The sequence below is a fragment of the Hydrogenophaga sp. genome (assembly GCF_031426985.1).
Taxonomy (GTDB): Bacteria; Pseudomonadota; Gammaproteobacteria; order Burkholderiales; family Burkholderiaceae_C; genus Hydrogenophaga.
Map to the genome: position 1 here is coordinate 17,203 of NZ_JASJOY010000162.1, position 24,860 is coordinate 42,062.

Here is a 24,860-nt window from a genome sequence, read left to right on the forward strand (position 1 = left end):
GTTCACTGGAAGCTGGCGATGGCCATTTCCTTGATCTTGCCGTTCTCCACCACCGCCACACGGGTCTTGGCGGTCGATCCGCCCTTGGCGTCCACTCCGTCGAGGTTGTGCGGGTTCTGGCTCAGCTTGAGGGCCTTGAAGCCCTTGTCCAGGTTGGCGCGGATCGCGGCCGCGTCGCTGGTGGTGCCGGCCAGCTTCATGGCCTGCGCGGTGGCCAGCATGGCGGTGTAGTTCAGCGACATTTCCGAGGCAGGGTCGCGGCCGGGATAGGCCTTGAGCCAGCTGCCCACGAAGGCCTTGGCGCCCGGGGTGGCGTCATCGATCAGCGGCAGCACGCCAATGGCGCCTTCGAGCATGGCGTAGTTGCCGCCCAGGATGGGTTTCATCTGGTCCATCTTGGCCTGGTCGATGATGACAAAGCCGCCCTTGAAGCCCAGTTCGCGCGCCTGCTTGACCACCAGTGCGGTCGGCTCGGACGCACCACCGATGAACAGCACGTCGGGCTTGGACGCCAGCACCTTGCTCACACCGCTGTAGAAGTCGGTGGCGCGGTTGTAGCTCATGGGGTTCTCGGCCACCACCTGGCCGCCGGCGGCCGTCCAGGCCGGCACAAAGGCCTTGGTCCAGGCCTTGGCGTAGTCGTGGTCGGCGTTGGCCACGGCCATTCTCTTGCCGAACTTGGTCTGTGCGTGTTTGACGAAGGCCGGGATGTAGGAGGTGAATTCCGGCGGGATACGCAGCGTCAGCGGGTTGCCGCGGGCGGTGATCTCCGGCACGCTGGTGTAGGACAGCAGCAGGGTCTTGGTGGCGACGTTCTTGGTCTGGATGGCAAAGCTGCCACCCGAATGCGGTGTCATCACGGCCGGGGTCTTGTGCTCCTGCACCAGGCGCTGGAAGTTGATGCCGGTCTCGGCCGGGTTGTACTTGTCGTCCAGCGCGACCACCTCGAACTTCACCTTCTTGCCCGCGACCTCGAAGCCCGAGGCATTGAGCTCGTCGATGGCGAACTTCATGCCGTCGAGCGTGTTCTTGCCGTACTGCGCGGCGCCGCCGCTGAGCGGGCCGGAGTAGCCGATCTTGACGATCTCCTGCGCGTGGGCCGGTGCCGAAGCGAGGAAGCCTGCCACGGCGATGGCGCCGGCGATCTGGGTGAATTGCCTTCTGATCATGAGTGTCTCCTGGGGGTGGGTGGAAAGAATCGAGCGGCGCTCGTGGGTGGCAAACGATGAAGCGGTTCCGACGTGGTCAGGCGCCGATGTAGGCCTTGCGCACGGCCTCGTTGTTCATCAGGCTGTCGCGGTCGCCTTCGAGCACGATGCGGCCGCGCTCGATGACGTAGGCCCGGCTGGCGATCTTCAGCGCCGCATAGGCGTTCTGTTCGGCCAGCAGCACCGTGGTGCCCGCCTGGTTGATGCCCTTGACGACCTCGAACACCTGCTTGACCACCAGCGGCGCGAGGCCGAGCGAGGGTTCATCGAGCAGCAGCACCTTGGGCCTGCCCATGAGCGCGCGACCGATCGCCACCATCTGCTGCTGGCCGCCGCTGAGCGAGCCGGCGGCATCGTGGCGCTTCTCCGCCAGGATGGGGAACAGGGTCATCACCTCGTCCAGGCGGCGCTGGTTCTCGGCCTTGTCACGGTGGTAGACGTAGGCGCCGAGCATCAGGTTCTTGAGCACCGACATCTGCAGGAACAGCTTGCGTCCTTCGGGGCACTGCACCACGCCCTGGCGCACCACCTGCGAGGGTTTCATGCCCTTGAGCGAGGCATCGCCCAGCGCGATGTCGCCGCCCGAGATCGGCGTGAGGCCCGAGAGCGCACGGAAGATCGAACTCTTGCCCGCGCCGTTGGCGCCCAGCAGCACCACCAGCTCGCCGGTGTTGACGTGCAGGCTGACGTTTTCCAGCGCGCGGAAGGCGCCGTAGTGGAGCGAGACATCCTTAAATGTCAGCATGGTCGCTCCCCAGGTAGGCGTCGATCACGGCCGGGTTGGCCCTGACTTCGGCGGGTGTGCCTTCAGCGATCTTCTCGCCGTAGCTGAGCACCAGGATCTTGTCGGCCAGGCTCATGATCATGTCCATCTTGTGTTCGATCAGGCAGACCGTCAGGCCACTCTTGATCATCTTGCGGATCAGCTCGGCCAGGCCCACGGTTTCTTCCGGGTTCACGCCGCCGGCGGGCTCGTCCAGCAGCACCAGGCGCGGCTCGGTGGCCAGCGCCAGCGCAAAGGCCACGCGCTTGCGCTCTTCCTGCGAGATGTCGCCAGCGAGCCGGTTTTCCAGGTGCGCCAGGCCCACGAAGTCCAGCGCGTTGCGCGCCTTCTCGCGGCAGATGCGCTCTTCTTCGCGCAGGCGGCCGGAGCCGACCAGCACGTCCAGCAGGCCCGAGCGCGTGCGCAGGCGGTGGCCGACGATCAGGTTGTCGAGCACGCTGGCGTTGTCAAACAGCGTGGTGGACTGGAAGGTGCGCGCGACGCCCAGGCGGGCCACCGCGTCGGTGCGCAGCGAGGTGATGTCGCGCCCGTCGTAGGTGATGGTGCCCGAGGTGGGCCGGTGCACACCGCTGATGAGGTTGAAGAAGGTCGTCTTGCCGGCGCCGTTGGGACCGATGATGGCGTTGATCTTGCCCTCTTCGACCGTGGTCGAGACGTTGTTGACGGCCGCGTTGCCGCCGAATTTTTTGGTCAGGTGTTCGATCTTGAGCATGGCGTTCACTCCTGCCCGGCGCTGCTTTGCGCCGCGGCCTTGCGCGCGCGCCAGCCCAGCCAGGTGCCCACCACGCCGTGCGGCAGGTAGATCACCAGCAGGATCAGGATGGGGCCGAAGATGACGAATCGGTATTCCTGCAGGAACTGCAGGTACTGCGTGATCCACGGCACCGAGAGGGAACCGAGCAGCGGACCGATCAGCGTGCCCAGGCCGCCGACGAGCATGTACATGGTCATGTCGAAGGTGTGGGCGACGCTGGCCAGGTCCGGCCCGAGGAAACGCACGAAGCCGGCGTACAGCGCACCCGCCCAGCCGGCGTACAACACCGAGATCAGGAAGGCCAGCAGCTTGTTGCGCATCAGGTTGATGCCCAGGGCCTCGGCCAGGTCGTCGCCGTTGCGGATGGCCATGAAGGTGCGGCCCAGCAGCGAATTGACGATGCGCCGCATGACCCACACGCCCAGCACCAGGAAGAAGTACATCAGGTAGTACTGCGCGATCGGGGACTCGAAGGCGAAGTCGCCGATCGGCTCGGGCGCCGGGATGCCGATGATGCCGACCGGGCCATGGGTGAGGTCGTCCCACTTCTCGATCACCAGGTAAATGATGTAGCCCACACACAGCGTGAAGATCGAGAAGTAGTGGCCCTTGAGCCGCAGCGAAACCCAGCCCAGCGGCAGGCCGATGGCCACGGTGATCACGCCGGACAGGAAGAACGACAGCCAGTAGGAATAGCCGTGGTCCACGGTGAGGATGCCCACGGCGTAGGCACCGATCGCCATGAAGCCGGCGTGCGCCAGGTTGAACTGCCCCGTGTAGCCGACGATGAGGTTCAGCCCCAGCGTGGCGATGGCGAACAGGTAGGCGGTGGACATCACCGTGAGGTGGTAGTCGTTGCCGGCGACGAAGGGAAACAGCAGGCCGGCGAGCAGCAGCAAGGCCCAGCCCAGGGGACCGTGAAGACGGTTGAGCATGTCAGTGGGCTCCCTTGAAGATGCCCTGCGGACGGAACGACAGGATCACCACCAGCGCGACGAAGGCGATGATGTCCTTGTAGTGGTCGGACACATAAAAAGCGCCGAAGGACTCGGCAAAACCGATGATCAGCCCGCCCAGGATGGCGCCGGGCACACTGCCCATGCCGCCCAGGATGATGATCACGAACGCCTTGGTGATCACCAGGTGGCCCATGGCCGGGTAGACCAGGTTGATCGGCGCGTACAGCGTGGCAGCGAACGCCGCCAGCACGCCCGAAACCGCAAAGGTCAGCATGGCCACGCGGTTGGCGTCGATGCCCACCAGCGACGCACCTTCTCGGTTCTGCGCCATGGCGATGATGGTCGAGCCCATCACGGTGCGCGTCAGGAACAGGTGCAGCGCCAGCATCAGCGTGAAGGCCGCGGCAATGATGAGCAGCCGCTGCGCCGGGGCGGTCACGCCACCGATGTCGAAGATGCCGGTGTAGGGCGTGGGCATGCGCAGGAAGTCCGGACCCCAGACCACCTGCACGCCCGCCTCCAGGAACAGCAGCAGGCCGATGGCTGCGATCATCGGGTGCAACCCGGTCTCGTTGCGCAGCGGGTGGAACACCAGCCGCTCGGCCAGCGCGGCCAGCACCGCCACCACCGCCGCCGCGCCCAGCATGGCCAGCCAGTAGTTGACTTCCAGCCGGGTCATCAGCGTGTAGGCGATGAAGGCACCGACCATGTAGAAGGCGCCGTGCGCGAAGTTCGGCACATGCAGGATGCCGTAGACCAGGGTCAGCCCCAGTGCCACCAGGCTGTAGATGCCACCGAGCGTCAGCCCGTTGAGCACCTGCTGAAAAAAGATTTCCACGTTGCGAGCACTTTCAGGAGTTGATGGGGTGCCTGGCGGTTGATGCCGAGCGCGTTTTTGGCACTATATCCTGCAGAGTGGAACTAAAAGCAAGGGGAAAACCCTGCCAACATCACCTGTGTGACAGCAAAAAAATCCCTTGTCACGCGCGTTCAAGACATGTTGGACACCCCATCCGATGCTTCATGGTTCTGCACAGCAAACCCGTTCACCGCCCCAACCCACATCACCATGACAAGCTGCGCCTCGCCATACCTGCTCTACGGCTCCGAACTGAGCTACTTCACCGGCAAGGTGCGCGCGTACCTGCGCTGGGCCGGTTTGCCATTTGAAGAAGTGCTCTCGGACGCCGAGGTGTACCGGCAGGTCATCGTGCCCGGCGTCGGAGCGGCCGTCGTTCCCGTCGTGCGAACGCCCGAAGGCACGCTGCTGCAGGACAGCACCGAGATCATCGAAACGCTTGACGCCCGCCACGCGGAACGCGGCGGTGTGCCGTCGGTCCACCCCGCAGGGCCGGTACAGAAACTGGTGAGCCTGATGCTGGAGACCTATGGCGACGAGTGGCTGGTCATACCGGCCATGCACTACCGCTGGCACCACAACCGGGACTGGCGGTGGCGCAGTTTGGCGCACTCAATGCGCCACAAGCCACGCCAGAAGAACAACTGCTCATCGGCGCCCGCCGCGCGGCCCCCTTCGCTGCGGCAGCCGAGTTGCTGGGCGCCACGCCCGACATGGAGGCCGCTGTGGAGGCGAGCTATGAACAGCTGCTCAAGGAGCTGGATACCCACTTGGCGCAGCACCCTGCCCTGCTCGGCGCCGCCGCCACCCTGGGCGACTTCGGCCTCATCGGACCGCTGTACGCCCACCTCTGGCGCGACCCGGCGTCCGGCGAGCTGATGCGGCGCCTGGCGCCCCATGTGGCGCGCTGGGTCGAGCAGCTGCAGTTCCGGCCAAGCGGTTTGCACGGCGAGCTACTGCCCGACGACGCCATTCCCGAGACGCTCAAACCGGTGCTGCGACGCATGGCCCGCGAACAGTTGCCAGTCTTGGTGGACAGCGCGCACCTGGTCCGGCAATGGATGACCGACCACCCGGGCCAGCCGCTGCCGCGCACGCTGGGACAACACCGCTTCACGCTGGAGGGCTGCACCGGCGAGCGCATCGTGCGCCCCTACAGCCTGTGGATGCTGCAGCGCGTTCGAGACCATCTCGCCAGCCTGAGCAAGGCAGACCATCATCGCCTGACCTCATGATCAACAACCGCTCCCATTCGCGTCAGTTGTGTGCGGTCTGGCGGCATCCTGGACAGCCCGACCGGAAGGGATGATCCCTGCAGGAACAAAACAATCGCCCCAGCCAGCTTCACATCGTTGACATCCGGCGACTTGGCCAGAGCCTGGCCAATGTGCAACCAGGCACGCAGCGCCTCTGTACGGGTGGTCCGCGATTTCGGGCTGCTCTTGTCCTCTGGTCTGGCTTTCCGCAACCGCCCGTCCTCCCTGGCCTTCAACCGCCACAGTGCTTCCGCATTCCTGGTCTGAAACCGGGTGGCCTGCCGGGTGGCATCGGCCTCCACCCCGTAACCACGCAGTTTCTCGGCAAAGGTCTCGCGCCACCGTTGCAGATCGGCCTTGCGCGGGTTGAGTCGTTTGCCGTAGATCGACTCAGCCCGTACGCTGAGGTGCACATGCGGGTTCGCCTGGTGATCGTGCAGCACCATCACGTACTTGTGGTTGGCCAGCTCGGTCTTTGCAAACTCGCTCGCCGCCTGCTGGACGATCCGTGGGTCCGTGCCGCGTGGCATGGACAACATGATGTTGAAGGCCTCGCGCCGGTGTCCTTCGTCTGCGATCAGGCTGCCGCCGTAGCGCCACTCGTCGCTCAGCTCGTAGACAGCCGACAGTCCTTGCAGGACTTCGCCCTGCTCGTTCTCCATGCCGAGACGGCCGTTCTTGCTGATGTACCGGAAGTGGGCCGCAATGGCCAGCATGCCCCGCCCTCCCCCGGTGACCTTGACCATGACCTGAGGCGCCCGCTTCACCACGGTGGATTCAATCCGCTTGCGGATGGCGTCCGCGCGCTGGTGCATGCCTCCATCACCCAGCCTGGGTTGCGGCCTCACCTTGACCACCCGGTTGCCCGGGTAGAACAGGCGATCACCCCACTGAACGATCACCCCATCGATGTCCGGCGCTTGGCTCATGGCGTTCTCCTTGACGTCACCGGTTGGACCGGCGGATGGTCTCTGTGGATGACCCACGCGGGCGCAGATCGGCCATCAGGGCCGCCGCCTGGGCGAGGTGACGCCGGACGTCTCCGTCCAGCGTGTCGAGCATGTCGCGGTAGGCCACTGCTTTTTTCACGTTGCTCTGGGCGAGCAGGCGCGAGAGGGTGTGGATGTTCCGGCTGAGGCTGGAGAGCTTCGCGTTGGACTTGATGAGTTCAACGATTTCTACGGTGCGGCTTGCGCCTGTGGTCAGGGCAGGAACACCCATGATCAAACCCGCCAGGTAGGCATCACGCGACATCTGTGCGGTGTGCGCACCGACCACCAGCCGCTTGGCCTCGGGGGTTGTCAATCTGATTGACAACTTGACCCGGGGCACATGCGACGCGCCAAGGCACCCGGTATCGACGACCAACTGAGGGACAGACTCGGACTGTCCGAGTTCACGGGCCACAGCGCGTCGAACCAGCACCGACACGCTCTCCCGGCGGGCCTGAGCGCAACTCACCAGCGCGGTCTTGAGGCCGCGCATGTCGACTGTGATGAAGTCGGGGTTGCGAGTCTTCATGGGTCCCCCAAAGTTCAAACGAGAGCGAAGCGAGTGGTTTGTGAAATCGGCGGCGGGCCGCCTATCTCTGCACTGCTCCATGCAGACAGTCTGCCCCTGGATCGAGCACCCTGACGTGCTGGATTTGGGCGTAAATCCAGCACGTGAAAGGGCTGTAGGAGGGTCGAAGATGGGTGTCAACGCAAGGCACCCATCACACGACTGAACAGAAAGTGCTCAGCAACTGCACAGGTTGAACAGCTAGCGCACAGGCACTGCACAAACTGAACAGCAACCGATCAACTGCTGCACGAAAAATGAATAGAAATGACGCGATAAAACTGGTCCCGAACGAAGCGCCCGGCCGGAGCTCGCGCAAAGCTCGGCGCTTTGCGACCGAGATGCGAGCGCTGCGTGCCCAGGGCTACAACTTCGAGGCCATTCGTCTGGCGCTGGCTTCCTCTGGTGTGCACGTCAGCAATGCAACTGTGCAGCGCGAAGTGGCCAGCCGGATCTTGGCCTTCTTGTGGCTGGTGTTGCTGCGGTGACACTCTTTATCTGGCCTCCTCGACATAGGCCGGTGGTCCTGTCGCAGTGAGCCTCCCTGCCCGCGTCCACCCACGGCTGTCGCTGCACAGCCGAACTTGAAAAATCGAAGGTCGCTTGAAGGCTGAGTCCGGACGTACATATCAGCGTTTCGAACGTTCGCGATCTCCAAAACCGGTCATTGAACTTGCCGTTCGATGACCGGTCTCGCAGATAAAAGCCCCTCAGCACTGTTCCTGTCTCAGGGTAAACACTGGGGCTTGAAGCACCGGAACCTCAGTATTCTCTCGCCTGTTCGGTGGCCTGACCACCTGATATCCAGACAGACCAAAAACATGCCCATTCAAGCGGTTAGCTCGCAGCGTCTCTATCGCCAGATCGCCGATCAGGTTGCGGAACTGGTTCGCCGCGGCGAGTTCAAGCCCGGCGACCGCTTGCCATCCGAGCGTGAGCTTGCGCAGCAATTCAATGTCAGCCGTGCCTCGATACGAGAGGCGCTGATCGCGCTGGAGATCGACGGCTTGGTGGATGTGCGCGTCGGATTGGGCGTTTTCGTGAACGCCGCTCCCGCGGCAAACTCTCAAACCGCGCTGCTGGGCGAGCCGGGTCCGTTCGAAGTGCTGTCCGCGCGCTATCTGGTGGAATGCGAAACCGCCGCCCTGGCCGCGCGCGACGGCAGTGCCAAGGACCATGCGCGCATCCGCGAAACGCTGCAGTTGATGGCCGAAGAGGTCAGCGCCAGTGGCGTCGGGCTCAACGCCGATGCCTTGTTCCACCTTCGCATCGCCGAAGCTTCGGGCAACAGCGCTCTGGTCCACCTGGTGCACCAGCTGTGGAACTTCCGCTATAGCGCGATGTTCCGCAAGCTCGACGAGCACTTCGACAGCCCGCAGCGCCATGCCGAGGCGATCGAGGAGCACCGCAAGCTGGTGGTCGCCATCGAGCAGCGCGACGCCGAGGGCGCCCGTGCCGCCATGGCGAAGCACCTCGATACCGTGCGCGCAGCGCTGGAGCGCGGCTGGGAGCTGGCGAACGTGCCCGCCTCGGCCGAGCAGCGCCCCCGTGCCACAGGTACCACCGCCTGGTCATGAACGCCGGCATCTCCAAACAATCCCAATGCAGTACCAATTCGACTTCTCCTTTCTCGCGACCACCTGGCCGCGCTTCCTGCACGGCGCCTGGCTGACCATCCAGCTCGCCACGATCGCCATCGTGCTCGGGTTCGTCCTTGGGGCGGTTTGCGCCTTGGCCCGCACCAACGGGACGCCCGCGATGCGCCGTCTGGTCGGCGGCTATGTGGAGGCCATCCGCAACACGCCCTTGCTGGTGCAGATCTTCCTCGTGTACTTCGGTCTGTCGAGCCTGGGGTTTCAGATCTCGGCGGAACTGTGCGCGGCGCTGGCCCTGACCATCAACATCGGCGCCTACTCCACCGAAATACTGCGCGCGGGCATCGAGTCGGTGGCGCGCAGCCAGGTGGAGGCGGGCGAATGCCTGGGCCTGTCGCGGCTGCAGGTGTATTGGCATGTGGTGCTGTTGCCGGCGGTGGAGCGGGTCTATCCGGCCCTCTCCAGCCAGTTCGTGCTGCTGATGCTGGCCTCCAGCGTCACCTCGCAGATCTCGGCCGAGGAATTGACCGCAGCCGCCAACCTGCTGCAATCCGAGACCTTCCGCAGTTTCGAGGTCTACATCGTCGTCGCGCTGGTCTATCTGGCGCTGTCCTTCCTGTTCCGGGGCGCCTTCTGGGCCGTCGGCCGGATCGTCTTCGTGCGGCGCCGCCGCCTCGGCACTTCGCTGTAAGGAGTCTTTCCCGTGAATTCGTTTTCGCTGACGCATGTCGGCTACCTCGCCGTGGCCGCCCAATGGACGGTGCTGCTCTCCCTGCTGGCTTTTCTCGGTGGCGCCACGCTGGGCCTGGCCCTGGCCCTGGCGCGGGTGTCGAAGATTTCGTTCCTGCGCAAGGCCGCTTCGGCCTACATCCAGGTGGTGCAGGGCACGCCGCTGCTGGTGCTGCTGTTCCTGTCGTACTTCGGCATCAGCATCGCCGGCATCAACGTCCCGCCGCTGCTGGCGGCCGCTCTCTCGCTCACGCTGTACACCGGCGCCTTCCTGGGCGAGATCTGGCGCGGCTGCATCCAGGCCGTGGCGCGCACGCAGTGGGAAGCCGCCGAGTGCCTGGGCCTGAACCGCTTCAGCCAGTATTTCCATGTGGTGTTGCCCCAGGCCGGGCGCATCGCCGTTGCGCCCACCGTGGGCTTCATGGTCCAGGTGGTGAAGAACACCTCGCTGGCCTCGGTGATCGGCTTCCTGGAACTGTCGCGGGCCGGCCAGGTGGTCAACAACTCGACGTTCCAGCCCTTCACCGTGTTCTGCGTCATCGCCCTCATGTACTTCGCGCTGTGCTATCCGCTTTCGCTGGCCAGCCGTCACTTCGAAAGGAAATTGAATGTTGGTCGCCAATAAGCTTGCGCCCGCCGGTGCGCGTCACGCGCCGGCCGTGTTGCCGAATACCCGTGCCGGCACTGCCGCTGCCGGACCGCTGGTCTCGGTCAGGAACCTGGTCAAGCGTTTCGGTACCGCCAAGGTGCTGGACGGTGTTTCGCTGGAAATCGAGCGCGGCCAGATGGTGGCCATCGTCGGCCGCAGCGGCTCCGGCAAAAGCACCCTCCTGCGTTGCATGAATGCCTTGGAAAGCATCGAAGGTGGCGAGCTGCGCGTGTGCGGCCACGATATCGGGGCGCGGGACAAGCTCGCGCTGCGCGAGCTGCGGCGTGACGTGGGCATTGTCTTCCAGGGCTACAACCTGTTTCCCCACCTGACGGTGGAGCGCAACATCACCCTCGCGCTGACCTCGGTGAAAAAGCTGGCCCGCGCCGAGGCCACGTCCATCGCCCAGCGCGTTCTTGCGCTGGTCGGATTGCAGGACAAGGCAGCCAGCTATCCCGAGCAGCTCTCCGGCGGCCAGTCGCAGCGGGTCGCGATCGCGCGTTCACTGGCGCTGGCTCCCCAGCTGATGCTGTTCGACGAAGTCACTTCCGCGCTGGATCCGGAACTGACGGGCGAAGTGCTGAAGGTGATGGAAGACCTGTCGCGCCAAGGCATGACCATGGTGCTGGTCACCCACGAGATGGCCTTCGCCCGCCGGCTGGCGGATGTCGTGATCTTCATGCACCAGGGGCGGGTGTGGGAGATGGGTCCGCCCGAGGAACTCTTCAACCGGCCGCGCACGGCCGAGTTCGCCCAATTCATCAGCAGCGGCCTGTGAGCCGCACTTCTTATCCCAACCGAAAGGAACCCCACATCATGATCCGTATCAACCGCCGAATTCTTGCCCAGGGCGCATTGGCGCTAGCTCTGGCCGCCACCGGTTTCGCCGCCGCGGCCGACACCCTCAAGGACATCCAGGCGCGCAAGAAATTGCTGGTCGCCATCGACCTCAGCGTGCCGCCCTTCGGCATGACCGACGCCGCCATGCAGCCGCAGGGTTCGGACGTGGACGTGGCCCGCGCATTGGCCAAGGACATGGGCGTCGAAATGGAAATCGTGCAGGTCAGCGGTCCGAACCGGATTCCTTTCCTCATGACCAACAAGGCCGACATCGTCATCTCCTCCTTCAGCGTCACGCCCGAACGTGCCAAGGTCGTTCTCTTCTCGGCGCCTTACAGCGTCAACCAGCTGGTGGTGGGCGCGCCCAAAGGCGTGGCCATCGCCAAGATGGACGACCTGGTGGGCAAGCGCATCGCCGTCGTGCGCGGCAACCTGCAGGACCTGGAGCTGACCAAGTCGGCACCCAAGGGCGCCACGCTGGTGCGCTACGAGGACGACGCCACCGCCAACACCGCGCTGATCGCCGGCCAGGTGGATGCCATCGCCACCCCGTCCACGACGGTGCAGACACTGGCTTCGCGCAACCCCGCCAAGAACCTCGAGATCAAGTTCGTGGTCAAGGTCCAGCCGCTCGCCATCGGCATGCGCAAGAGCGAAGTCGAGCTGGCCAAGTGGATCAACGGCTGGGTCGAGAAGAACGCCGCCAACGGCGAGCTCAACAAGATTTACTCGAAGTGGATGGGCTTGCAACTGCCCGACATGAAGAAGCTTGCGGATGAAGCCCGCGCCATCGCACTGTGACCGCCGTGAACAACAGCAAGACGAGCCTCGCCCTCGAGGCCCAGCGCTGCCTGCCCGATGATGGTTGCGCGGGCACGCTGGTGGCACGGGTCTGGCGCCCGGGGGCGCTGCCGGGGCCATCGGTGGCGGCGGTGCGCGCCGATGGTGTCTACGATCTCTCGGCGCAAATTCCCACCATGAGCACGCTGCTCGAGGCGGCCGATCCGGCGAGCAGGGTGCGTGCAGTGGCCGGCGAACGTCTGGGCAGCCTGCAAGAGGTGCTGGCCAACAGCGACGAGGCGGCGCGCGATCCAGAGCGCGCCTTCTTCCTGGCGCCGTGCGACCTGCAAGTGATCAAGGCGGCCGGCGTGACCTTCGCCGCCAGCCTGATCGAACGGGTGATCGAAGAGCAGGCGGGTGGCGACGCCGCGCGGGCCCAGGAAGTGCGCGCCCAGGTGCAAGCCCAGATCGGCGCCGACCTCGCGGCGGTGCGGCCGGGCTCGGCCCAGGCGCAGGCGCTGAAGGGAGTACTGCAGCGCCAGGGCCTGTGGTCCCAGTACCTGGAGGTGGGCATCGGCCCCGACGCCGAGGTGTTCACCAAGGCGCCGGTCCTGGCCGCGGTCGGCACGGGCAGCGAGATCGGCATCCGCGCCGACTCCTCATGGAACAACCCGGAGCCGGAGGTGGTTCTGGCCGTCGACAGCCGGGGCCGCATCGTGGGTGCCAGCCTGGGCAACGACGTCAACCTGCGCGACATCGAGGGCCGCAGCGCGCTGCTGCTGGGCAAGGCCAAGGACAACAACGCTTCCTGCGCGATTGGCCCGTTCATCCGGCTGTTCGACGAGACCTTCGGCCTGGACGATGTCCGGCGCGAAACAGTGCATCTGCGCGTGGACGATGCTGAGGGATTCGAACTGCTGGGCACCAACTCCATGGGCCGCATCAGCCGCGATCCGCAGGACCTGGTGGACCAGGCGATGGCCGCGCACCAGTATCCGGACGGCTTCATGCTGTTCCTGGGCACGTTGTTCGCGCCGACGCAGGACCGCGATCAGCCCGGCGGGGGTTTCACCCATAAGCTGGGCGACCGTGTGTCCATCCGCAGCGCCCGCCTGGGCGAGCTGTGCAACCGCGTGACCCACAGCGAGCGCGCTGCGCCCTGGCGATTCGGGCTGCGTGCGTTCATCAACAACCTCGCGGCGCGCGGCCTGCTGGCGCAGGGAGAACTGTAGGGTGATGCCAGCAGAAACAGCCGCAGCGGCGGCGGCAGCGCAATTCACCATTCGCCTGCATGCGGACGACGACGTCGTGATCGCGCGCGGCCAACTGGTGTCCGGCACCTTGCTGCCGGGCGAGCAGGTGCGCGTGGCGGGCCTGGTGCCCCGGGGCCACAAGGTGGCGGTGCGCCACATCGCGGCCGGCGACCCGGTGCGGCGATACGGTCAGATCATCGGTTTCGCCTCGCAGCCGATCCGCCCCGGCCAGCACGTGCACGTACACAACCTGGCCATGGGTGCATTCGAGCGCGATGCCGCGGCCGCGACTGACGCACGCGAAACAGTGCCGGCGCAAAACCCGGCCCGTTTTCTCGGCATCGTGCGCCCTGACGGCCGCGTGGCCACGCGCAACTACATCGGCGTACTGACGTCGGTGAATTGCTCGGCCACGGTGGCGCGCGCCATTGCCGACCGGTTCCGTCGCGACATCCACCCGCAAGAGCTGGCGGATTTCCCTCACGTCGATGGCGTGGTGGCGCTGACCCACGGCGCGGGCTGCGCCATCGATGCCGAAGGCGAAGGGCTGCGCGTGCTGCGCCGCACCTTGGCCGGGTATGCGCTGCATGCCAACTTCGCGGCCGTGCTCGTGATCGGGCTGGGCTGCGAAACCAACCAGATTGCGGGCTGGATCGAGGCCGAGGGCCTGCAGGCCGGCCCGGCGCTTCAGACCTTCACGATCCAGGAATCCGGCGGCACCGCATTGGCGGTGGAGCGGGGCGTGCAGGCGGTGCGCAATCTGCTGCCGCGGGCGAATGCCATCGAGCGTGTCGAAGTGCCGGCCAGCCACCTGGTGGTGGGCTTGCAATGCGGCGGCTCCGACAGCTATTCGGGCATGACGGCGAATCCGGCGCTGGGCGCAGCGATGGATCGGCTGGTGCGCCACGGCGGCACCGCCATCCTGTCCGAGACGCCGGAAATCTACGGCGCCGAGCACCTGCTCACGCGGCGCGCGCAAAGCCCGGCCGTGGCGGACAAGCTGCTGGCACGCATCCGCTGGTGGGAGGACTACTGCCGCCGCATGGGGGCGGACCTCAACAACAATCCCTCGGCGGGCAACAAGGCCGGCGGGCTCACGACCATCCTGGAGAAGTCGCTGGGCGCAGTCGCCAAGGGCGGCAGCACCAACCTCGTCGATGTGCTGGAGTACGCGCAGCCGGTGCGCAGCCGCGGGCTGGTCTTCATGGACACGCCTGGCTACGACCCGGTCAGTGCCACCGGACAGGTGGCCGGCGGAGCCAACCTGATCTGCTTCACCACCGGGCGGGGTTCGGCCTATGGCTGCGCACCGGCCCCATCGGTCAAGCTCGCCACCAACAGTGCGCTGTGGCAGCGCCAGGCCGCCGACATGGACATCAACTGCGGCGGTATCGCCGACGGCGAGGTGTCGGTCGACGAGATGGGCGAGCAGATCTTCCAGGCCATCCTGCGTGTCGCTTCGGGCGAACGCACGAAAAGCGAACTGCACGGCTATGGCCAGAACGAATTCGTGCCGTGGCAACTCGGCGCGATCACCTGAACGAAATCACGAATGAACTCCCCTTTGCACCTCGACGGGCAACTGCTGATCGGCCAGCGCAGCCTGGCCGGAATTCCTGCCGCCTTCCATGCCGTCGACCCCGCGAGCGGGCGCACGCTGGAACCTGCATTCAGCGCCGCCGCGCCGGAAGACGTCGACCACGCCGCCGCGCTCGCGCAGCAAGCCTTCGATCCCTACCGGCAAACGACCGGCGAGCAGCGGACGGTCTTCCTGGAGCGAATCGCGGCCGGCATCGAAGCGCTGGGCGACACGCTGATAGAACGCGCGATGGCCGAAACGGGCCTGCCGCGCGCGCGGCTGGAGGGCGAGCGCGCCCGCACGACCGCCCAGTTGCGGCTGTTTGCCGAAATCGCGCGCACGGGCCTGTGGCAACCCGTCGTCGTGGACAGTGCCTTGCCCGATCGCCAGCCGGCGCGCCGGCCCGAGCTGTGCATGCGCATGATCCCGCTGGGACCAGTGGCGGTGTTCGGCGCGAGCAACTTCCCGCTGGCGTTCTCGGTAGCGGGGGGCGATACGGCTGCGGCGCTGGCCGCCGGCTGTCCGGTGATTGTCAAGGCCCATCCTTCCCATCCGGGCACTTCCGAGTGGGTGGCGCGGGTCCTCCAGGCCGCCGCCGCGGCTTGCGATCTCCCTTTGGGCGTGTTCTCGATGCTGGCTGGGCCCGGCCACGACGTCGGCGAGCGGCTGGTGTCGCATCCGGCCGTGCAGGCGGTAGCCTTCACCGGCTCGCGGGCCGGCGGCTTGGCGCTGTGCCGGCTGGCGCAGCGGCGGCCGCAGCCGATCCCGGTGTATGCCGAGATGAGTGCGATCAACCCGGTGTTCGCGTTCCCGAACGCGCTGGCGGCTCGAGGCGATGCGATCGCAAGCGGTTTCGTCGATTCGCTGTTGATGGGAGCCGGGCAGTTCTGCACCAATCCCGGCCTGGTGGTTGGCGTCGGCGGTCCCGAATGGGACCGATTCAGCGCGGCCGTTGCAGAGGCGCTGGCACAGCGGCCCGCGGCGACAATGCTCAACACGGGAATCCATAAGGCCTATCGCGCGGGCGTGGATCGGTTGGCCGCGATGACCGGCGTCGCTCGGGTGGGCGAAGGGCAGGGCTCTGCTGGCACCTGCGCCGCACAGGCGGCCGTCTTCCAGACCGAAGCCGCAACATTTCTGGCTACGCCGGCATTGCACGACGAGGTTTTCGGGCCGTGTTCCCTGCTCGTGCGCTGCCGCGACCTCGCGCAGATGCGCGAGCTGGCCGAACACCTGGACGGCCAACTCACCGCCACGCTGCAACTCGATGGGGTGGATAACGAAGCGGCCAGGCAGCTGCTTGCCATCCTGGAGCGCAAGGCCGGGCGCTTGCTGGTCAACGGCTTTCCGACCGGCGTCGAAGTGGCTCATGCGATGGTTCACGGTGGGCCATTCCCCGCCACTTCCGACGTTCGCTCGACTTCGGTAGGCAGCCGGTCCATCGACCGCTTCCTCAGGCCGGTGTGCTACCAGGATTTTCCGGCGTCATTGCTGCCCGCCTGAAGCCGGCATCGCATTTTTCGGAGGGAGACAGAGAATGAAGAAAAGAATATTCCTGTTTGCGTTGTCTACCTTCGCGTGCGTCGCGGCGATCGCCCAGACCCAAGTGCTCAAGTGGGCCCACGTATATGAAGCGGGCGAACCCTATCACCTGCAGGCCGTGCAGGCGGGTGACGAAATCGCCCGGCTAACCCAGGGACGCGTGCGGCTGGAAGTCATTCCCGCGAGCAAGGCGGGTGGGGAGGAAACACTCCCTGCCAAACTCAAGAGCGGCGAAATCCACATCGCCTATCTAGGCATGACCCATGCGAGCAAGGACTATCCTGGATTGGCGGTTTCCGGCTTCCCGTTCGTGTTCCAGGACATCGACCATGTGCGGCGCTATCTGGCCAGCGGCTTTTTCCAGGAACAGCTGGACGGCTACGAAAAGGCCACCGGCAATCACATGATCGGCGCCGTGTACTACGGCGCCCGCCATGTCACCTCGAACCGCTCGATCACCGGGCCGCAGGATATGGCCGGCCTCAAATTGCGGGTGCCCGGCGCGCCGGCATACAAGCTGTTCGGCCAGGCGATGCAGGCCCAGGTGACGCCCATTCCGTTTGCCAAGGTGTACGAAGCGCTCAAGAACGGCGAGGTCGACGCGCAGGAAAACCCACTGCCCACGATCTACGCGAAGAAGTTCTACGAGGTGCAGAAATTCGCCTTCCTGACAGGGCATATCCACGACCTGGTATCGATCACGCTTTCCGGCGCCGCATGGAAAGCGTTGACACCGGCCGATCAGAAAGTGGTGGAGGCGGCGATCCGCAAGGCGGCCACGTGGGTCAACGTGCAAACGATCTCCAACGAGTTGCTGATGGAAGCCGAGTTGCGCCGGCTGGGAATGCAGCTGCGCAGCGTGGATCGCAAGGCGTTCAGGGAGGCGGCGCTGAAACGCGTCATGCCGTCCGACCTGGGCGCGACGCAGCAGGACTACGAACGTATCCAGGCAATCGCGCGCAACGTCACGCCGCCGGTGGGAGAACCACCCTTGACGAAAGCCGACAAGGGCGCCCAGGCTCGGTCTGAGGCGAGGTAGTGGCTTTGTTGCACAAAGCCAGTCCGCTGAGCTGGTAGCCTCGAGACATGAGTGAACCGAAGGGGTCCAAGGCCCGCTACAAGACCACCAACTGGGCAGAGTACAACGCCGCGCTCAAAGCCCGAGGGTCGCTGACAATCTGGCTGGACAAAGGCATGCAGTGGTACGCCCCATCCAGCGGCAAACGCGGGCGCCAGCACATCTTCTCCAACGCAGCCATCCAGTTCTGTCTGGGCATCAAGTGCCTGTTCGGTCTGGCCCTGCGTCAAAGCCTGGGCATGGTTGAAAGCCTGCTGCATCTGGCAGGCCTGGACTGGCGGGTGCCCGACTACAGCACCGTGTGCCGACGCCAGAAGACTTTGCAGGTACAACTGCCCTACCGAGCCAGTACCACCGCACTGGAACTGCTGGTGGACAGCACCGGCATTCAGTTCCTTGGCGAAGGCGAATGGAAACGCAAGAAGCACGGGGCCGAGTACCGGCGCCAGTGGCGCAAGGTGCACCTGGGTATTGATGCCCACACGTTGGAGATCCGGGCCATCGAGGTGACCGACAACAGCGTGGGCGATGCGCCCATGCTGCTCGAGTTGCTGGAGCAGATACCACCCGATGAGCCGATTGCCAGCGTCAGTGGGGACGGTGCCTACGACACCAAGGCGTGCCATGCGGCGATTGCCCAGCGAAATGCGCAGGCGGTGATCCCCCCCGCGCAAGAACGCCCAGACGTGGAAGGCGACCCTGGTGGGAGCGCATGCGCGCAACGAAGCGCTGCGAGCCTGTGACAGATTGGGGCGCAGCATCTGGAAGAAGTGGAGCGGCTATCACCGCAGAAGTCTGGTGGAGACCAAGATGCACTGCTTCAAACGCCTGGGCCAGCGGGTGATGGCGCGCACGTTTGAGCGTCAGGTGGTGGAGTTGCATGTGCGTGTGGCTCTGCTCAACCGCTTCACCCAGCTCGGGCGCCCGAGCACGGTGCCCGTGGGTGCCATGGCATAGCTGCGTCTGGGGCTGGGGTAATCTCGTCTGCCTTCCGACTTGTGCAACAAAGCCGTTTGTTGAACATATGAGGGGCGATTCACTCAGTTGGTGGCCTGGCCGGCCGGCTGCGAGAACGCCGTAGCGACAAAATCCACAAAGGCCCGCACACGCGCGGCCATCTGGTGGCGCTGCGGGTACACCGCGTAGATGTCGGCGTCGGGCGTGAAGCACTGCGGGAGCACCTGTACCAGCCGGCCGCTCTTCAGGTAACGCTGGATGTCCCATTCGGCACGCATCAGGATGCCGTGACCGTCCAGTGCCCAGTTGACCGCAATCTCGCCGTCGTTGGTGGTCAGGCTGCCGCGTGTCTTGACCGTCTCAGTCACCGCCTGTTTACCGCGGCCATGAGTCAGCCGCCAGGTACCGTAGGCCTCTTCGCCCTGGCGGATGCCGATGCAGTTGTACCGTGCCAGTTCGTGCGGCGTGCGCGGCGTGCCATGTTGCTTCAGGTAAGCCGGTGAAGCGCAGAGCAGGCGCCGGTTGGGTGCGATGTGGCGCGCGATCACGCGCGCGTCGGGCGGCGCGCCGAAGCGGATACAGACGTCGAACGCGTCGTCCGTCAGCGGAGGCGGGTTGACGGAGAGCTGCAGTTGCACGTCCACACCGGGGTTCTGGCGTGCGAAGCGCGAGATCAGCGGTGCGATGTGGCTGCGGCCGAAACCCAGCGTGGCGTTCACGCGCAGTAGGCCCTGCGGGCTGGACTTGGCGGCACCCAGCAGCTCACCCAGGTCCTGGATCTCGCCCAGGATGCGGCGCGCGTGCTCCAGGTACAGCTCGCCCTCGGGCGTGAGGCCCATGCGCCGCGTGGTGCGGTTGACCAGCGACACCCCCACACGTGCTTCCATCTGTGCCAGGTGCTTGCTGACCGCCGGGGTGGTGATGCCCAGTTCGCGTGCGGCGTCGCTGAGGCTGCCAGCACTGGCCAGCACCGAGAAAAAGCCGAGATCGGCGGGCTGAACAGGGTTGCTCATGGGTGCTCCACTGTTGAATCAAGGTGAACAATGCATTCACTATAGCCCTGAATCAGCACGCCGGAACCCACCTACAGTTGCGCCATCGTTCCCGTCCAAACAAGGAGACAAGCCATGAAGACCTACGCCATCGCGACCATTCCCGGAGACGGCATCGGCAAAGAAGTCGTGCCCGCTGGCCAGCAAGTTCTGGAAGCCATCGCTGCTTCCAGCAGCGGCTTGCGCTTCGAATTTGAAAACTTCGACTGGGGCGGTGACTACTACCGTCAGCACGGGGTGATGATGCCAGCCGACGGGCTGGAGCCGTTGCGCAACAAGGACGCCATCCTGTTTGGCTCGGCCGGCGATCCGGACATTCCGGACCACATCACGCTCTGGGGCTTGCGCCTCAAAATCTGCCAGGGCTTCGACCAGTACGCCAACGTGCGACCCACGCGCATCCTGCCCGGCATCGACGCGCCGCTCAAGCGCTGCAAGCCCGAAGACCTGAACTGGGTCATCGTGCGCGAAAACTCCGAAGGCGAATACTCCGGCGTGGGCGGCCGCGTGCACCAAGGGCACCCGATCGAAGCCGCCACCGACGTGACCATGATGACCCGCGCCGGCGTGGAGCGCGTGATGCGCTTTGCGTTCAAGCTGGCGCAGAGCCGCCCGCGCAAGCAACTCACCGTGATCACCAAGAGCAACGCACAGCGCCACGCCATGGTGATGTGGGACGAGATCGCCGTGCAGATCTCGCAGGAGTTCCCGGACGTGAAGTGGGACAAGGAAATTGTGGATGCGGCCACCGCCCGCATGGTGAACCGTCCGGCCACGCTGGACACCATCGTCGCCACCAACCTGCACGCCGACATCCTGAGCGACCTGGCTGCTGCGCTGGCCGGCAGCCTGGGCATTGCGCCCACGGCCAACATCGACCCCGAGCGCCGCTACCCCAGCATGTTCGAGCCCATCCATGGCTCGGCGTTTGACATCATGGGCAAGGGCCTGGCCAACCCGGTCGGCACCTTCTGGAGCTGCGTGATGCTGCTCGAACACCTGGGCGAATTCGACGCTGCCAAGCGCCTGATGAGCGCCATCGAACAGGTCACCGCCAACCCCGCGTTGCACACCGGCGACCTGGGTGGCAAGGCCACCACGGCCCAGGTCACGCAGGCGGTGTGCGACCTGCTCAACGCCAGCGCACTGCGCAAAGCCGCCTGATCTGCTGACAGGCTGAACACGCAAGGCCGGCAGCTGCCCGGTCTTGCGCGTTGGTTCTTCATTCCGTCCCAGCGGCGCGTCCGGCGCCCGCTCCATTCCGAGCCAGTCATCTCGCACTGGCGCGAGGCCTTTTTTGCGTCCGTCCCTCACTCAGGAGTTCCGCCATGCGCCGCTTCTTCGGAAAACTCTACGTCCAGGTCCTGATCGGCGTGTTCGCCGGTGTGGCGCTGGGCTTCTTCTGGCCCCAGCTTGGCAGCGACCTCAAGCCCCTGGGCGACGTGTTCATCAAGCTCATCAAGATGGTGTTTGCGCCCATCATCTTTGCCACGGTGGTGCTGGGCATTGCGCGCATGGAGAACATGAAGGAACTGGGCCGCGTCGGTGTGCGCGCCCTGATCTACTTTGAAGTGCTCTCCACGTTTGCGCTGGTGCTGGGCCTGGTGGTTGTGAACCTGGTGCGCCCCGGCGAGGGCATGAACATCGACGCGGCCCAGCTCGACACCACGGCCATCGCCAACTACACGGCCACCTCCACCAAGCCCGCTGGCTTTGTGGACTTCATGCTCCATCTGGTGCCCACCAGCATCGTGGACGCGCTCGCCAAGAACGACATCCTGCAGATCCTGGTCTTCGCAACCTTCTTTGGCGTGGCGCTCTCGCACATCGGACCACGCGCCAGGCCTGTGGTGGACCTGCTCGACTCGTTCACCCACGGCGTGTTTTCCATCGTCGGCATGATCATGCGGCTGGCGCCCATCGCCGCCTTTGGCGCCATGGCGTTCACCGTCGGCAAGTACGGGCTGGGATCGGTGGTCTCACTGGGCAAGCTGATGGGCACGATGTACATCACCTGCTTCTTGTTCGTGACCATCGTGCTCGGCGGCATCGCGCGTCTCTCGGGCTTCAGCCTCTGGAAATTCCTGAAGTACATCAAGGACGAGCTGTTCACCGTGCTGGGTACCAGTTCGTCCGAATCGGTGGTGCCGCAGCTCATGCGCAAGCTGGAGAACGCGGGTGTCTCCAAACCGGTGGTCGGCCTGGTGGTGCCGTCCGGGCTGACCTTCAATCCCGACGGCCAGTGCATCTACTACACGATGGCGGCGATCTTCATTGCCCAGGCCACCAACACACCATTGACGCTGACCGACCAGCTGGTGGTGCTCGGCGTGCTGCTGCTGACCTCGAAAGGCTCTGCGGGTGTGACCGGATCGGGCTTCATCACGCTGGCGGCCACGCTGGCGTCGATGGGCAAGATCCCGGTCGCCGGCATGGTGCTGTTGCTGGGGGTGGACCGCTTCATGTCGGAAGCCCGTGCCATCACCAACACCATCGGCAACGCCGTCGGCACCGTGGCCATCGCCCGTTGGGTCGGCTCGGTGGACCGAGAGCGCCTGGAGCAGGTGCTCGACGGCAAGACCGATCCTGAAGACCTGCACGGGCTGTACGAGGGAGACGCTCCGCCAGCCAGCACCGTGCTCAAGCCCGTCGTATCAGCGGGCGTTTGAACCGGTATCGGGTACACGCCATGAAACCGACCGATACCCAGCGGTTGCTGCGTCGCATGTTCGACGCCGCCATCGCCGCCGCTCAGCCCGCGCTGTGCGTGCCGCCGTTGCTGCCCCCGGCGCCCAAAGGCCGGCTGGTGGTGATCGGCGCGGGCAAGGCGTCGGCCGCCATGGCGCGCGCGGTGGAGCAGCACTGGCCTGGCCCGTTGTCCGGTCTGGTGGTCACGCGCTACGGCTACGCCGTGCCCTGCGAGCGCATCGAGATCGTTGAGGCGGCGCACCCGGTGCCCGATGCGGCAGGTGAAAAAGCGGCCGCTCGGCTGCTGCAGACGGTTCAAGGTCTTGGTGCGGACGACCTGGTGCTGTGCCTTATCTCTGGCGGTGGATCGGCGCTGTTGCCGTTGCCGCTGCCAGGGCTCACGCTGGCGGACCTGCAGGCGCTGAACCAGGCCCTGCTTGCCAGCGGCGCCAGCATCACCGAGATGAACTGTGTGCGGCGCCACCTTTCGGCCATCCAGGGCGGTCGCCTGGCCGCCGCCTGCCACCCGGCGCGTGTGCTCAACCTGTTGCTCTCCGATGTGCCGGGCGACGACCCGATCGACATCGCCTCAGGCCCCACCGTGCCCGACCCGACCACTTGCGCCGATGCACTCGCCATCCTGCGGCGCTACCGCATCCGCGTGCCGCCGACCGCGCTGGCCTGGCTGGAAAGCGGTGACGGCGAATCGCTCAAGCCCGGCGATCTGCGCCTGCCGCTCATCGACACCCACTTCATCGCCACGCCGCAGAGAGCGCTGGAGGCCGCAGCCGCTGTCGCTCGACAAGCGGGCTTGCATGCCCACATCCTGGGTGATGCCATCGAAGGCGAAGCGCGCGACGTGGCCAAGGCGCTGGCCGGCATCGCGCTGCAGACCGCCCGTCGGGGCCAGCCTTTCCTGGGGCCCTGCGTGCTGCTCTCGGGCGGCGAGACCACGGTCACGCTGAAAGGCCAGGGGCGCGGCGGCCGCAACGTCGAGTTCCTCCTGGCCCTTGCCGTGGCGCTGCGAGGCGAGCCCGGCATCCACGCGCTGGCCGGGGACACCGACGGTGTGGACGGCCAGGAAGAGATCGCCGGTGCCCTGATCGGGCCCGACACGCTGGACCGCGCCTGGGCGCTGGGCCTGAACCCGCGCGAACGGCTGGACGCGAACGACGGCCACGGCTTCTTTGAAGCGCTGGGCGACGCGGTGATCACCGGCCCGACCCTGACCAATGTGAACGACTTTCGGGCCATCGTCATCGACGGCCCCCCAACCGAGGCCCCCTGAATGAACCGCCCCTGCAACGCCAAGATCGTCGCCACGCTGGGCCCCGCCAGCGCCGACCGCGCCACCATCGAAGCCCTGGTGAAGGCCGGGGCTGACGTGTTCCGCCTCAACTTCAGTCACGGCACGCACGCCGACCACCAGCAGCGCCTGGAACTGATCCGCAGCATCGAAACCGACCTGGGCCGTCCCATTGGCGTGCTGCTGGATCTGCAAGGCCCCAAGCTGCGCGTCGGCACCTTTGCGAACGGACCGGTGACGCTGGTGGAGGGCGAGTCCTTCCGTCTCGACCTGGACCGATCCACACCGGGCGACGCGACCCGCGCGCCCCTGCCGCACCCCGAGATCTTTGCCGCGCTGCAATCCGGCGCCGAGCTGCTGCTCGACGACGGCCGGTTGCGCCTGGTGGTGGAGCGCTGCGGGCCGGACTTTGCCGAGACACGCGTGCTCAACGGCGGCCCGCTCTCGGACCGCAAGGGCGTGAACGTGCCGGGCGTGGTGCTGCCGCTCTCGGCCCTGACGGCCAAGGACCGCGCCGACCTGGACTTCGGTCTCAGCCTGGGCGTGGACTGGATCGCGCTCTCGTTCGTGCAGCGCGCGGCCGACATCGAAGAGGTGAAGGCCATCGTGCAGGGCCGTGCTGGCATCGTTGCCAAGCTGGAGAAACCCGCCGCCATCCACAGCCTGGACGCGATCCTCGACGTGACCGACGCGGTGATGGTGGCGCGCGGCGACCTGGGCGTGGAGATGCCAGCCGAGCAGGTGCCCGCGATCCAGAAGCGCATCGTGCGCGCCTGCCGCCAGCGCGGCCTGCCGGTGATCGTGGCGACGCAGATGCTGGAGTCGATGGTCAGCGCGCCGGTGCCCACGCGTGCCGAAGCCTCCGACGTGGCCACCGCCATCTACGACGGCGCAGACGCCGTGATGCTGTCGGCCGAATCGGCGTCTGGGAAATACCCAGTGGAATCGGTGGCGATGATGGACCGCATCATTGCCCAGACCGAGGCCGACCCGCAGTACCGCGAGGCCATCGACGCCTCGCACACACCGCCCGCGGCCAACACGGCCGACGCCATCGGCTGGGCCGCGCGCTCAGTGGCCGGCCTGCTCGATGTGGCCGCCCTGGTGGCCTACACCAGCTCCGGCTCTTCGGCTTTGCGCATGGCGCGCGAGCGCCCGCGCGCCAGCATCCTGGGCATCACGCCTCGGGACAGCACCGCGCGCCGCCTGGCACTGGTGTGGGGTGTTCAGCCCGTGCTCAGCCCCGATGTGCCCGACGTGGACGGCATGACCCGCCTGGCCGTGGACACCGCCAAGACCCTGGGCTTTGCGGTTCCGGGTCAGACGCTGGTGATCGCTGCGGGTGTGCCCTTCGGCACCCCGGGCAGCACCAACCTGCTGCGCATCGCACAGGTGGATTGAATTCCGTTGATTGTTGATTTGAAGTTCACGC

The 24,860-nt window shown here is 65.8% G+C and carries 23 protein-coding genes and 2 pseudogenes; 17 read left to right on the forward strand and 8 right to left on the reverse strand.

All coding sequences use genetic code 11. The annotated features are described in order from the left end of the window. Nucleotides 1-2 precede the first annotated feature (2 nt). From RMP09_RS17565 to RMP09_RS17585, 5 genes are all read right to left on the reverse strand, one after another. On the reverse strand, nt 3-1,169 hold the full coding sequence (locus RMP09_RS17565; RefSeq protein ID WP_310567275.1) for an ABC transporter substrate-binding protein: 1,167 nt from the start codon (nt 1,167-1,169) through the stop codon (nt 3-5). 76 nt (nt 1,170-1,245) lie between these two features. Further along, nucleotides 1,246-1,953, reverse strand: a complete 708-nt coding sequence (locus RMP09_RS17570; RefSeq protein WP_310567276.1) for an ABC transporter ATP-binding protein — start codon at nt 1,951-1,953, stop codon at nt 1,246-1,248. After that, nucleotides 1,940-2,704 carry an ABC transporter ATP-binding protein gene (locus RMP09_RS17575; protein WP_310567277.1) on the reverse strand — a complete coding sequence of 255 codons (765 nt, stop codon included), beginning with the start codon at nt 2,702-2,704 and terminating at the stop codon, nt 1,940-1,942. The genes RMP09_RS17570 and RMP09_RS17575 overlap by 14 nt, the downstream gene beginning before the upstream one ends. Before the next feature lie 5 nt (nt 2,705-2,709). Next, a complete protein-coding gene (locus tag RMP09_RS17580; protein ID WP_310567278.1) occupies nt 2,710-3,681 on the reverse strand; it encodes a branched-chain amino acid ABC transporter permease in 972 nt (323 codons plus the stop codon). Nucleotide 3,682: 1 nt separating this feature from the next. Then, entirely contained in the window at nt 3,683-4,543 is an 861-nt protein-coding gene (locus RMP09_RS17585) for a branched-chain amino acid ABC transporter permease (RefSeq protein WP_310567279.1), read from the reverse strand. 231 nt (nt 4,544-4,774) lie between these two features. On the opposite strand from RMP09_RS17585, the pseudogene RMP09_RS24105 reads away from it, so the two are divergent. Together RMP09_RS24105 and RMP09_RS17590 are read left to right on the forward strand one after the other, a co-directional pair. Further along, nucleotides 4,775-5,014 (forward strand): annotated as a pseudogene (locus RMP09_RS24105) (glutathione S-transferase N-terminal domain-containing protein); the annotation flags it as partial. A gap of 89 nt (nt 5,015-5,103) precedes the next feature. Continuing rightward, a complete protein-coding gene (locus tag RMP09_RS17590) occupies nt 5,104-5,799 on the forward strand; it encodes a glutathione S-transferase C-terminal domain-containing protein (protein ID WP_310567280.1) in 696 nt (231 codons plus the stop codon). On the opposite strand, the gene RMP09_RS17595 is transcribed toward RMP09_RS17590, so the two are convergent. Further along, on the reverse strand, nt 5,781-6,749 hold the full coding sequence (locus RMP09_RS17595) for a relaxase/mobilization nuclease domain-containing protein (protein WP_310567281.1): 969 nt from the start codon (nt 6,747-6,749) through the stop codon (nt 5,781-5,783). The two genes, RMP09_RS17590 and RMP09_RS17595, sit on opposite strands and share 19 nt — an antisense overlap. 16 nt (nt 6,750-6,765) lie before the next feature. Continuing rightward, nucleotides 6,766-7,341, reverse strand: a complete 576-nt coding sequence (locus RMP09_RS17600; protein WP_310567282.1) for a hypothetical protein — start codon at nt 7,339-7,341, stop codon at nt 6,766-6,768. A 380-nt stretch (nt 7,342-7,721) separates the two neighbouring features. On the opposite strand from RMP09_RS17600, the gene RMP09_RS17605 reads away from it, so the two are divergent. From RMP09_RS17605 to RMP09_RS17655, 11 genes and pseudogenes are all read left to right on the forward strand, one after another. Next, on the forward strand, nt 7,722-7,868 hold the full coding sequence (locus tag RMP09_RS17605) for a hypothetical protein (RefSeq protein WP_310567283.1): 147 nt from the start codon (nt 7,722-7,724) through the stop codon (nt 7,866-7,868). A 333-nt stretch (nt 7,869-8,201) separates the two neighbouring features. Continuing rightward, nucleotides 8,202-8,957: a FadR/GntR family transcriptional regulator gene (locus tag RMP09_RS17610; protein ID WP_310567284.1), complete on the forward strand. Its 756-nt coding sequence runs from the start codon at nt 8,202-8,204 to the stop codon at nt 8,955-8,957. A 25-nt stretch (nt 8,958-8,982) separates the two neighbouring features. Then, complete coding sequence (locus RMP09_RS17615) at nt 8,983-9,666, forward strand: amino acid ABC transporter permease (RefSeq protein ID WP_310567285.1); 684 nt, start codon at nt 8,983-8,985, stop codon at nt 9,664-9,666. Between the two features lie 12 nt (nt 9,667-9,678). Further along, nucleotides 9,679-10,329, forward strand: coding sequence for an amino acid ABC transporter permease (locus tag RMP09_RS17620; protein WP_310567286.1), 651 nt, complete (start codon nt 9,679-9,681; stop codon nt 10,327-10,329). Continuing rightward, nucleotides 10,313-11,131 (forward strand): amino acid ABC transporter ATP-binding protein, encoded by an 819-nt coding sequence (locus RMP09_RS17625; protein ID WP_310567287.1) that lies wholly within the window; start codon nt 10,313-10,315, stop codon nt 11,129-11,131. The genes RMP09_RS17620 and RMP09_RS17625 overlap by 17 nt, the downstream gene beginning before the upstream one ends. Nucleotides 11,132-11,169: 38 nt before the next feature. Continuing rightward, a complete protein-coding gene (locus RMP09_RS17630) occupies nt 11,170-11,994 on the forward strand; it encodes a transporter substrate-binding domain-containing protein (RefSeq protein ID WP_310567288.1) in 825 nt (274 codons plus the stop codon). A gap of 5 nt (nt 11,995-11,999) precedes the next feature. Next, nucleotides 12,000-13,205, forward strand: a complete 1,206-nt coding sequence (locus tag RMP09_RS17635) for a fumarylacetoacetate hydrolase family protein (protein ID WP_310567289.1) — start codon at nt 12,000-12,002, stop codon at nt 13,203-13,205. Nucleotides 13,206-13,209: 4 nt separating this feature from the next. Further along, the gene (locus RMP09_RS17640; RefSeq protein WP_310567290.1) at nt 13,210-14,766 is read left to right on the forward strand and encodes an altronate dehydratase family protein; all 1,557 of its coding nucleotides are present in this window, start codon (nt 13,210-13,212) and stop codon (nt 14,764-14,766) included. A gap of 12 nt (nt 14,767-14,778) precedes the next feature. Next, nucleotides 14,779-16,308, forward strand: coding sequence for an aldehyde dehydrogenase (NADP(+)) (locus tag RMP09_RS17645; RefSeq protein WP_310567291.1), 1,530 nt, complete (start codon nt 14,779-14,781; stop codon nt 16,306-16,308). A 34-nt stretch (nt 16,309-16,342) separates the two neighbouring features. Next, nucleotides 16,343-17,386: a TRAP transporter substrate-binding protein DctP gene (gene dctP / locus RMP09_RS17650; RefSeq protein ID WP_310567292.1), complete on the forward strand. Its 1,044-nt coding sequence runs from the start codon at nt 16,343-16,345 to the stop codon at nt 17,384-17,386. A gap of 47 nt (nt 17,387-17,433) precedes the next feature. Beyond that, nucleotides 17,434-18,382: pseudogene (locus RMP09_RS17655) on the forward strand (IS5 family transposase). A gap of 83 nt (nt 18,383-18,465) precedes the next feature. On the opposite strand, the gene RMP09_RS17660 reads toward RMP09_RS17655, so the two are convergent. Then, nucleotides 18,466-19,395, reverse strand: a complete 930-nt coding sequence (locus RMP09_RS17660) for a LysR family transcriptional regulator (RefSeq protein ID WP_310567293.1) — start codon at nt 19,393-19,395, stop codon at nt 18,466-18,468. Between the two features lie 114 nt (nt 19,396-19,509). Here RMP09_RS17660 and RMP09_RS17665 point away from each other — a divergent pair, with 114 nt between their 5' ends. The 4 genes from RMP09_RS17665 to pyk all read left to right on the forward strand — a co-directional run bounded on the left by RMP09_RS17665 (nt 19,510) and on the right by pyk (nt 24,829). Beyond that, entirely contained in the window at nt 19,510-20,598 is a 1,089-nt protein-coding gene (locus RMP09_RS17665) for a tartrate dehydrogenase (RefSeq protein WP_310567294.1), read from the forward strand. A gap of 164 nt (nt 20,599-20,762) precedes the next feature. Continuing rightward, a complete protein-coding gene (locus RMP09_RS17670) occupies nt 20,763-22,103 on the forward strand; it encodes a dicarboxylate/amino acid:cation symporter (RefSeq protein WP_226466584.1) in 1,341 nt (446 codons plus the stop codon). 20 nt (nt 22,104-22,123) lie between these two features. After that, on the forward strand, nt 22,124-23,410 hold the full coding sequence (locus RMP09_RS17675; RefSeq protein WP_310567295.1) for a glycerate kinase: 1,287 nt from the start codon (nt 22,124-22,126) through the stop codon (nt 23,408-23,410). Then, a complete protein-coding gene (pyk, locus tag RMP09_RS17680; RefSeq protein ID WP_310567296.1) occupies nt 23,411-24,829 on the forward strand; it encodes a pyruvate kinase in 1,419 nt (472 codons plus the stop codon). It abuts the gene before it with no gap. Nucleotides 24,830-24,860 lie beyond the last annotated feature (31 nt).

Coding starts and splice junctions, on each gene's coding strand:
- RMP09_RS17575 (WP_310567277.1), bottom strand. CDS start 2,704: ATGCTCAAGATCGAACACCTGACCAAAAAATTCGGCGGCAACGCGGCC.
- RMP09_RS17595 (WP_310567281.1), bottom strand. CDS start 6,749: ATGAGCCAAGCGCCGGACATCGATGGGGTGATCGTTCAGTGGGGTGAT.
- RMP09_RS17665 (WP_310567294.1), top strand. CDS start 19,510: ATGAAGACCTACGCCATCGCGACCATTCCCGGAGACGGCATCGGCAAA.
- RMP09_RS17645 (WP_310567291.1), top strand. CDS start 14,779: ATGAACTCCCCTTTGCACCTCGACGGGCAACTGCTGATCGGCCAGCGC.
- RMP09_RS17640 (WP_310567290.1), top strand. CDS start 13,210: ATGCCAGCAGAAACAGCCGCAGCGGCGGCGGCAGCGCAATTCACCATT.
- RMP09_RS17600 (WP_310567282.1), bottom strand. CDS start 7,341: ATGAAGACTCGCAACCCCGACTTCATCACAGTCGACATGCGCGGCCTC.
- dctP (WP_310567292.1), top strand. CDS start 16,343: ATGAAGAAAAGAATATTCCTGTTTGCGTTGTCTACCTTCGCGTGCGTC.
- RMP09_RS17605 (WP_310567283.1), top strand. CDS start 7,722: ATGCGAGCGCTGCGTGCCCAGGGCTACAACTTCGAGGCCATTCGTCTG.
- RMP09_RS17625 (WP_310567287.1), top strand. CDS start 10,313: ATGTTGGTCGCCAATAAGCTTGCGCCCGCCGGTGCGCGTCACGCGCCG.
- RMP09_RS17615 (WP_310567285.1), top strand. CDS start 8,983: ATGCAGTACCAATTCGACTTCTCCTTTCTCGCGACCACCTGGCCGCGC.
- RMP09_RS17660 (WP_310567293.1), bottom strand. CDS start 19,395: ATGAGCAACCCTGTTCAGCCCGCCGATCTCGGCTTTTTCTCGGTGCTG.
- RMP09_RS17630 (WP_310567288.1), top strand. CDS start 11,170: ATGATCCGTATCAACCGCCGAATTCTTGCCCAGGGCGCATTGGCGCTA.
- RMP09_RS17570 (WP_310567276.1), bottom strand. CDS start 1,953: ATGCTGACATTTAAGGATGTCTCGCTCCACTACGGCGCCTTCCGCGCG.
- RMP09_RS17675 (WP_310567295.1), top strand. CDS start 22,124: ATGAAACCGACCGATACCCAGCGGTTGCTGCGTCGCATGTTCGACGCC.
- RMP09_RS17580 (WP_310567278.1), bottom strand. CDS start 3,681: ATGCTCAACCGTCTTCACGGTCCCCTGGGCTGGGCCTTGCTGCTGCTC.
- RMP09_RS17670 (WP_226466584.1), top strand. CDS start 20,763: ATGCGCCGCTTCTTCGGAAAACTCTACGTCCAGGTCCTGATCGGCGTG.
- RMP09_RS17610 (WP_310567284.1), top strand. CDS start 8,202: ATGCCCATTCAAGCGGTTAGCTCGCAGCGTCTCTATCGCCAGATCGCC.
- pyk (WP_310567296.1), top strand. CDS start 23,411: ATGAACCGCCCCTGCAACGCCAAGATCGTCGCCACGCTGGGCCCCGCC.
- RMP09_RS17565 (WP_310567275.1), bottom strand. CDS start 1,169: ATGATCAGAAGGCAATTCACCCAGATCGCCGGCGCCATCGCCGTGGCA.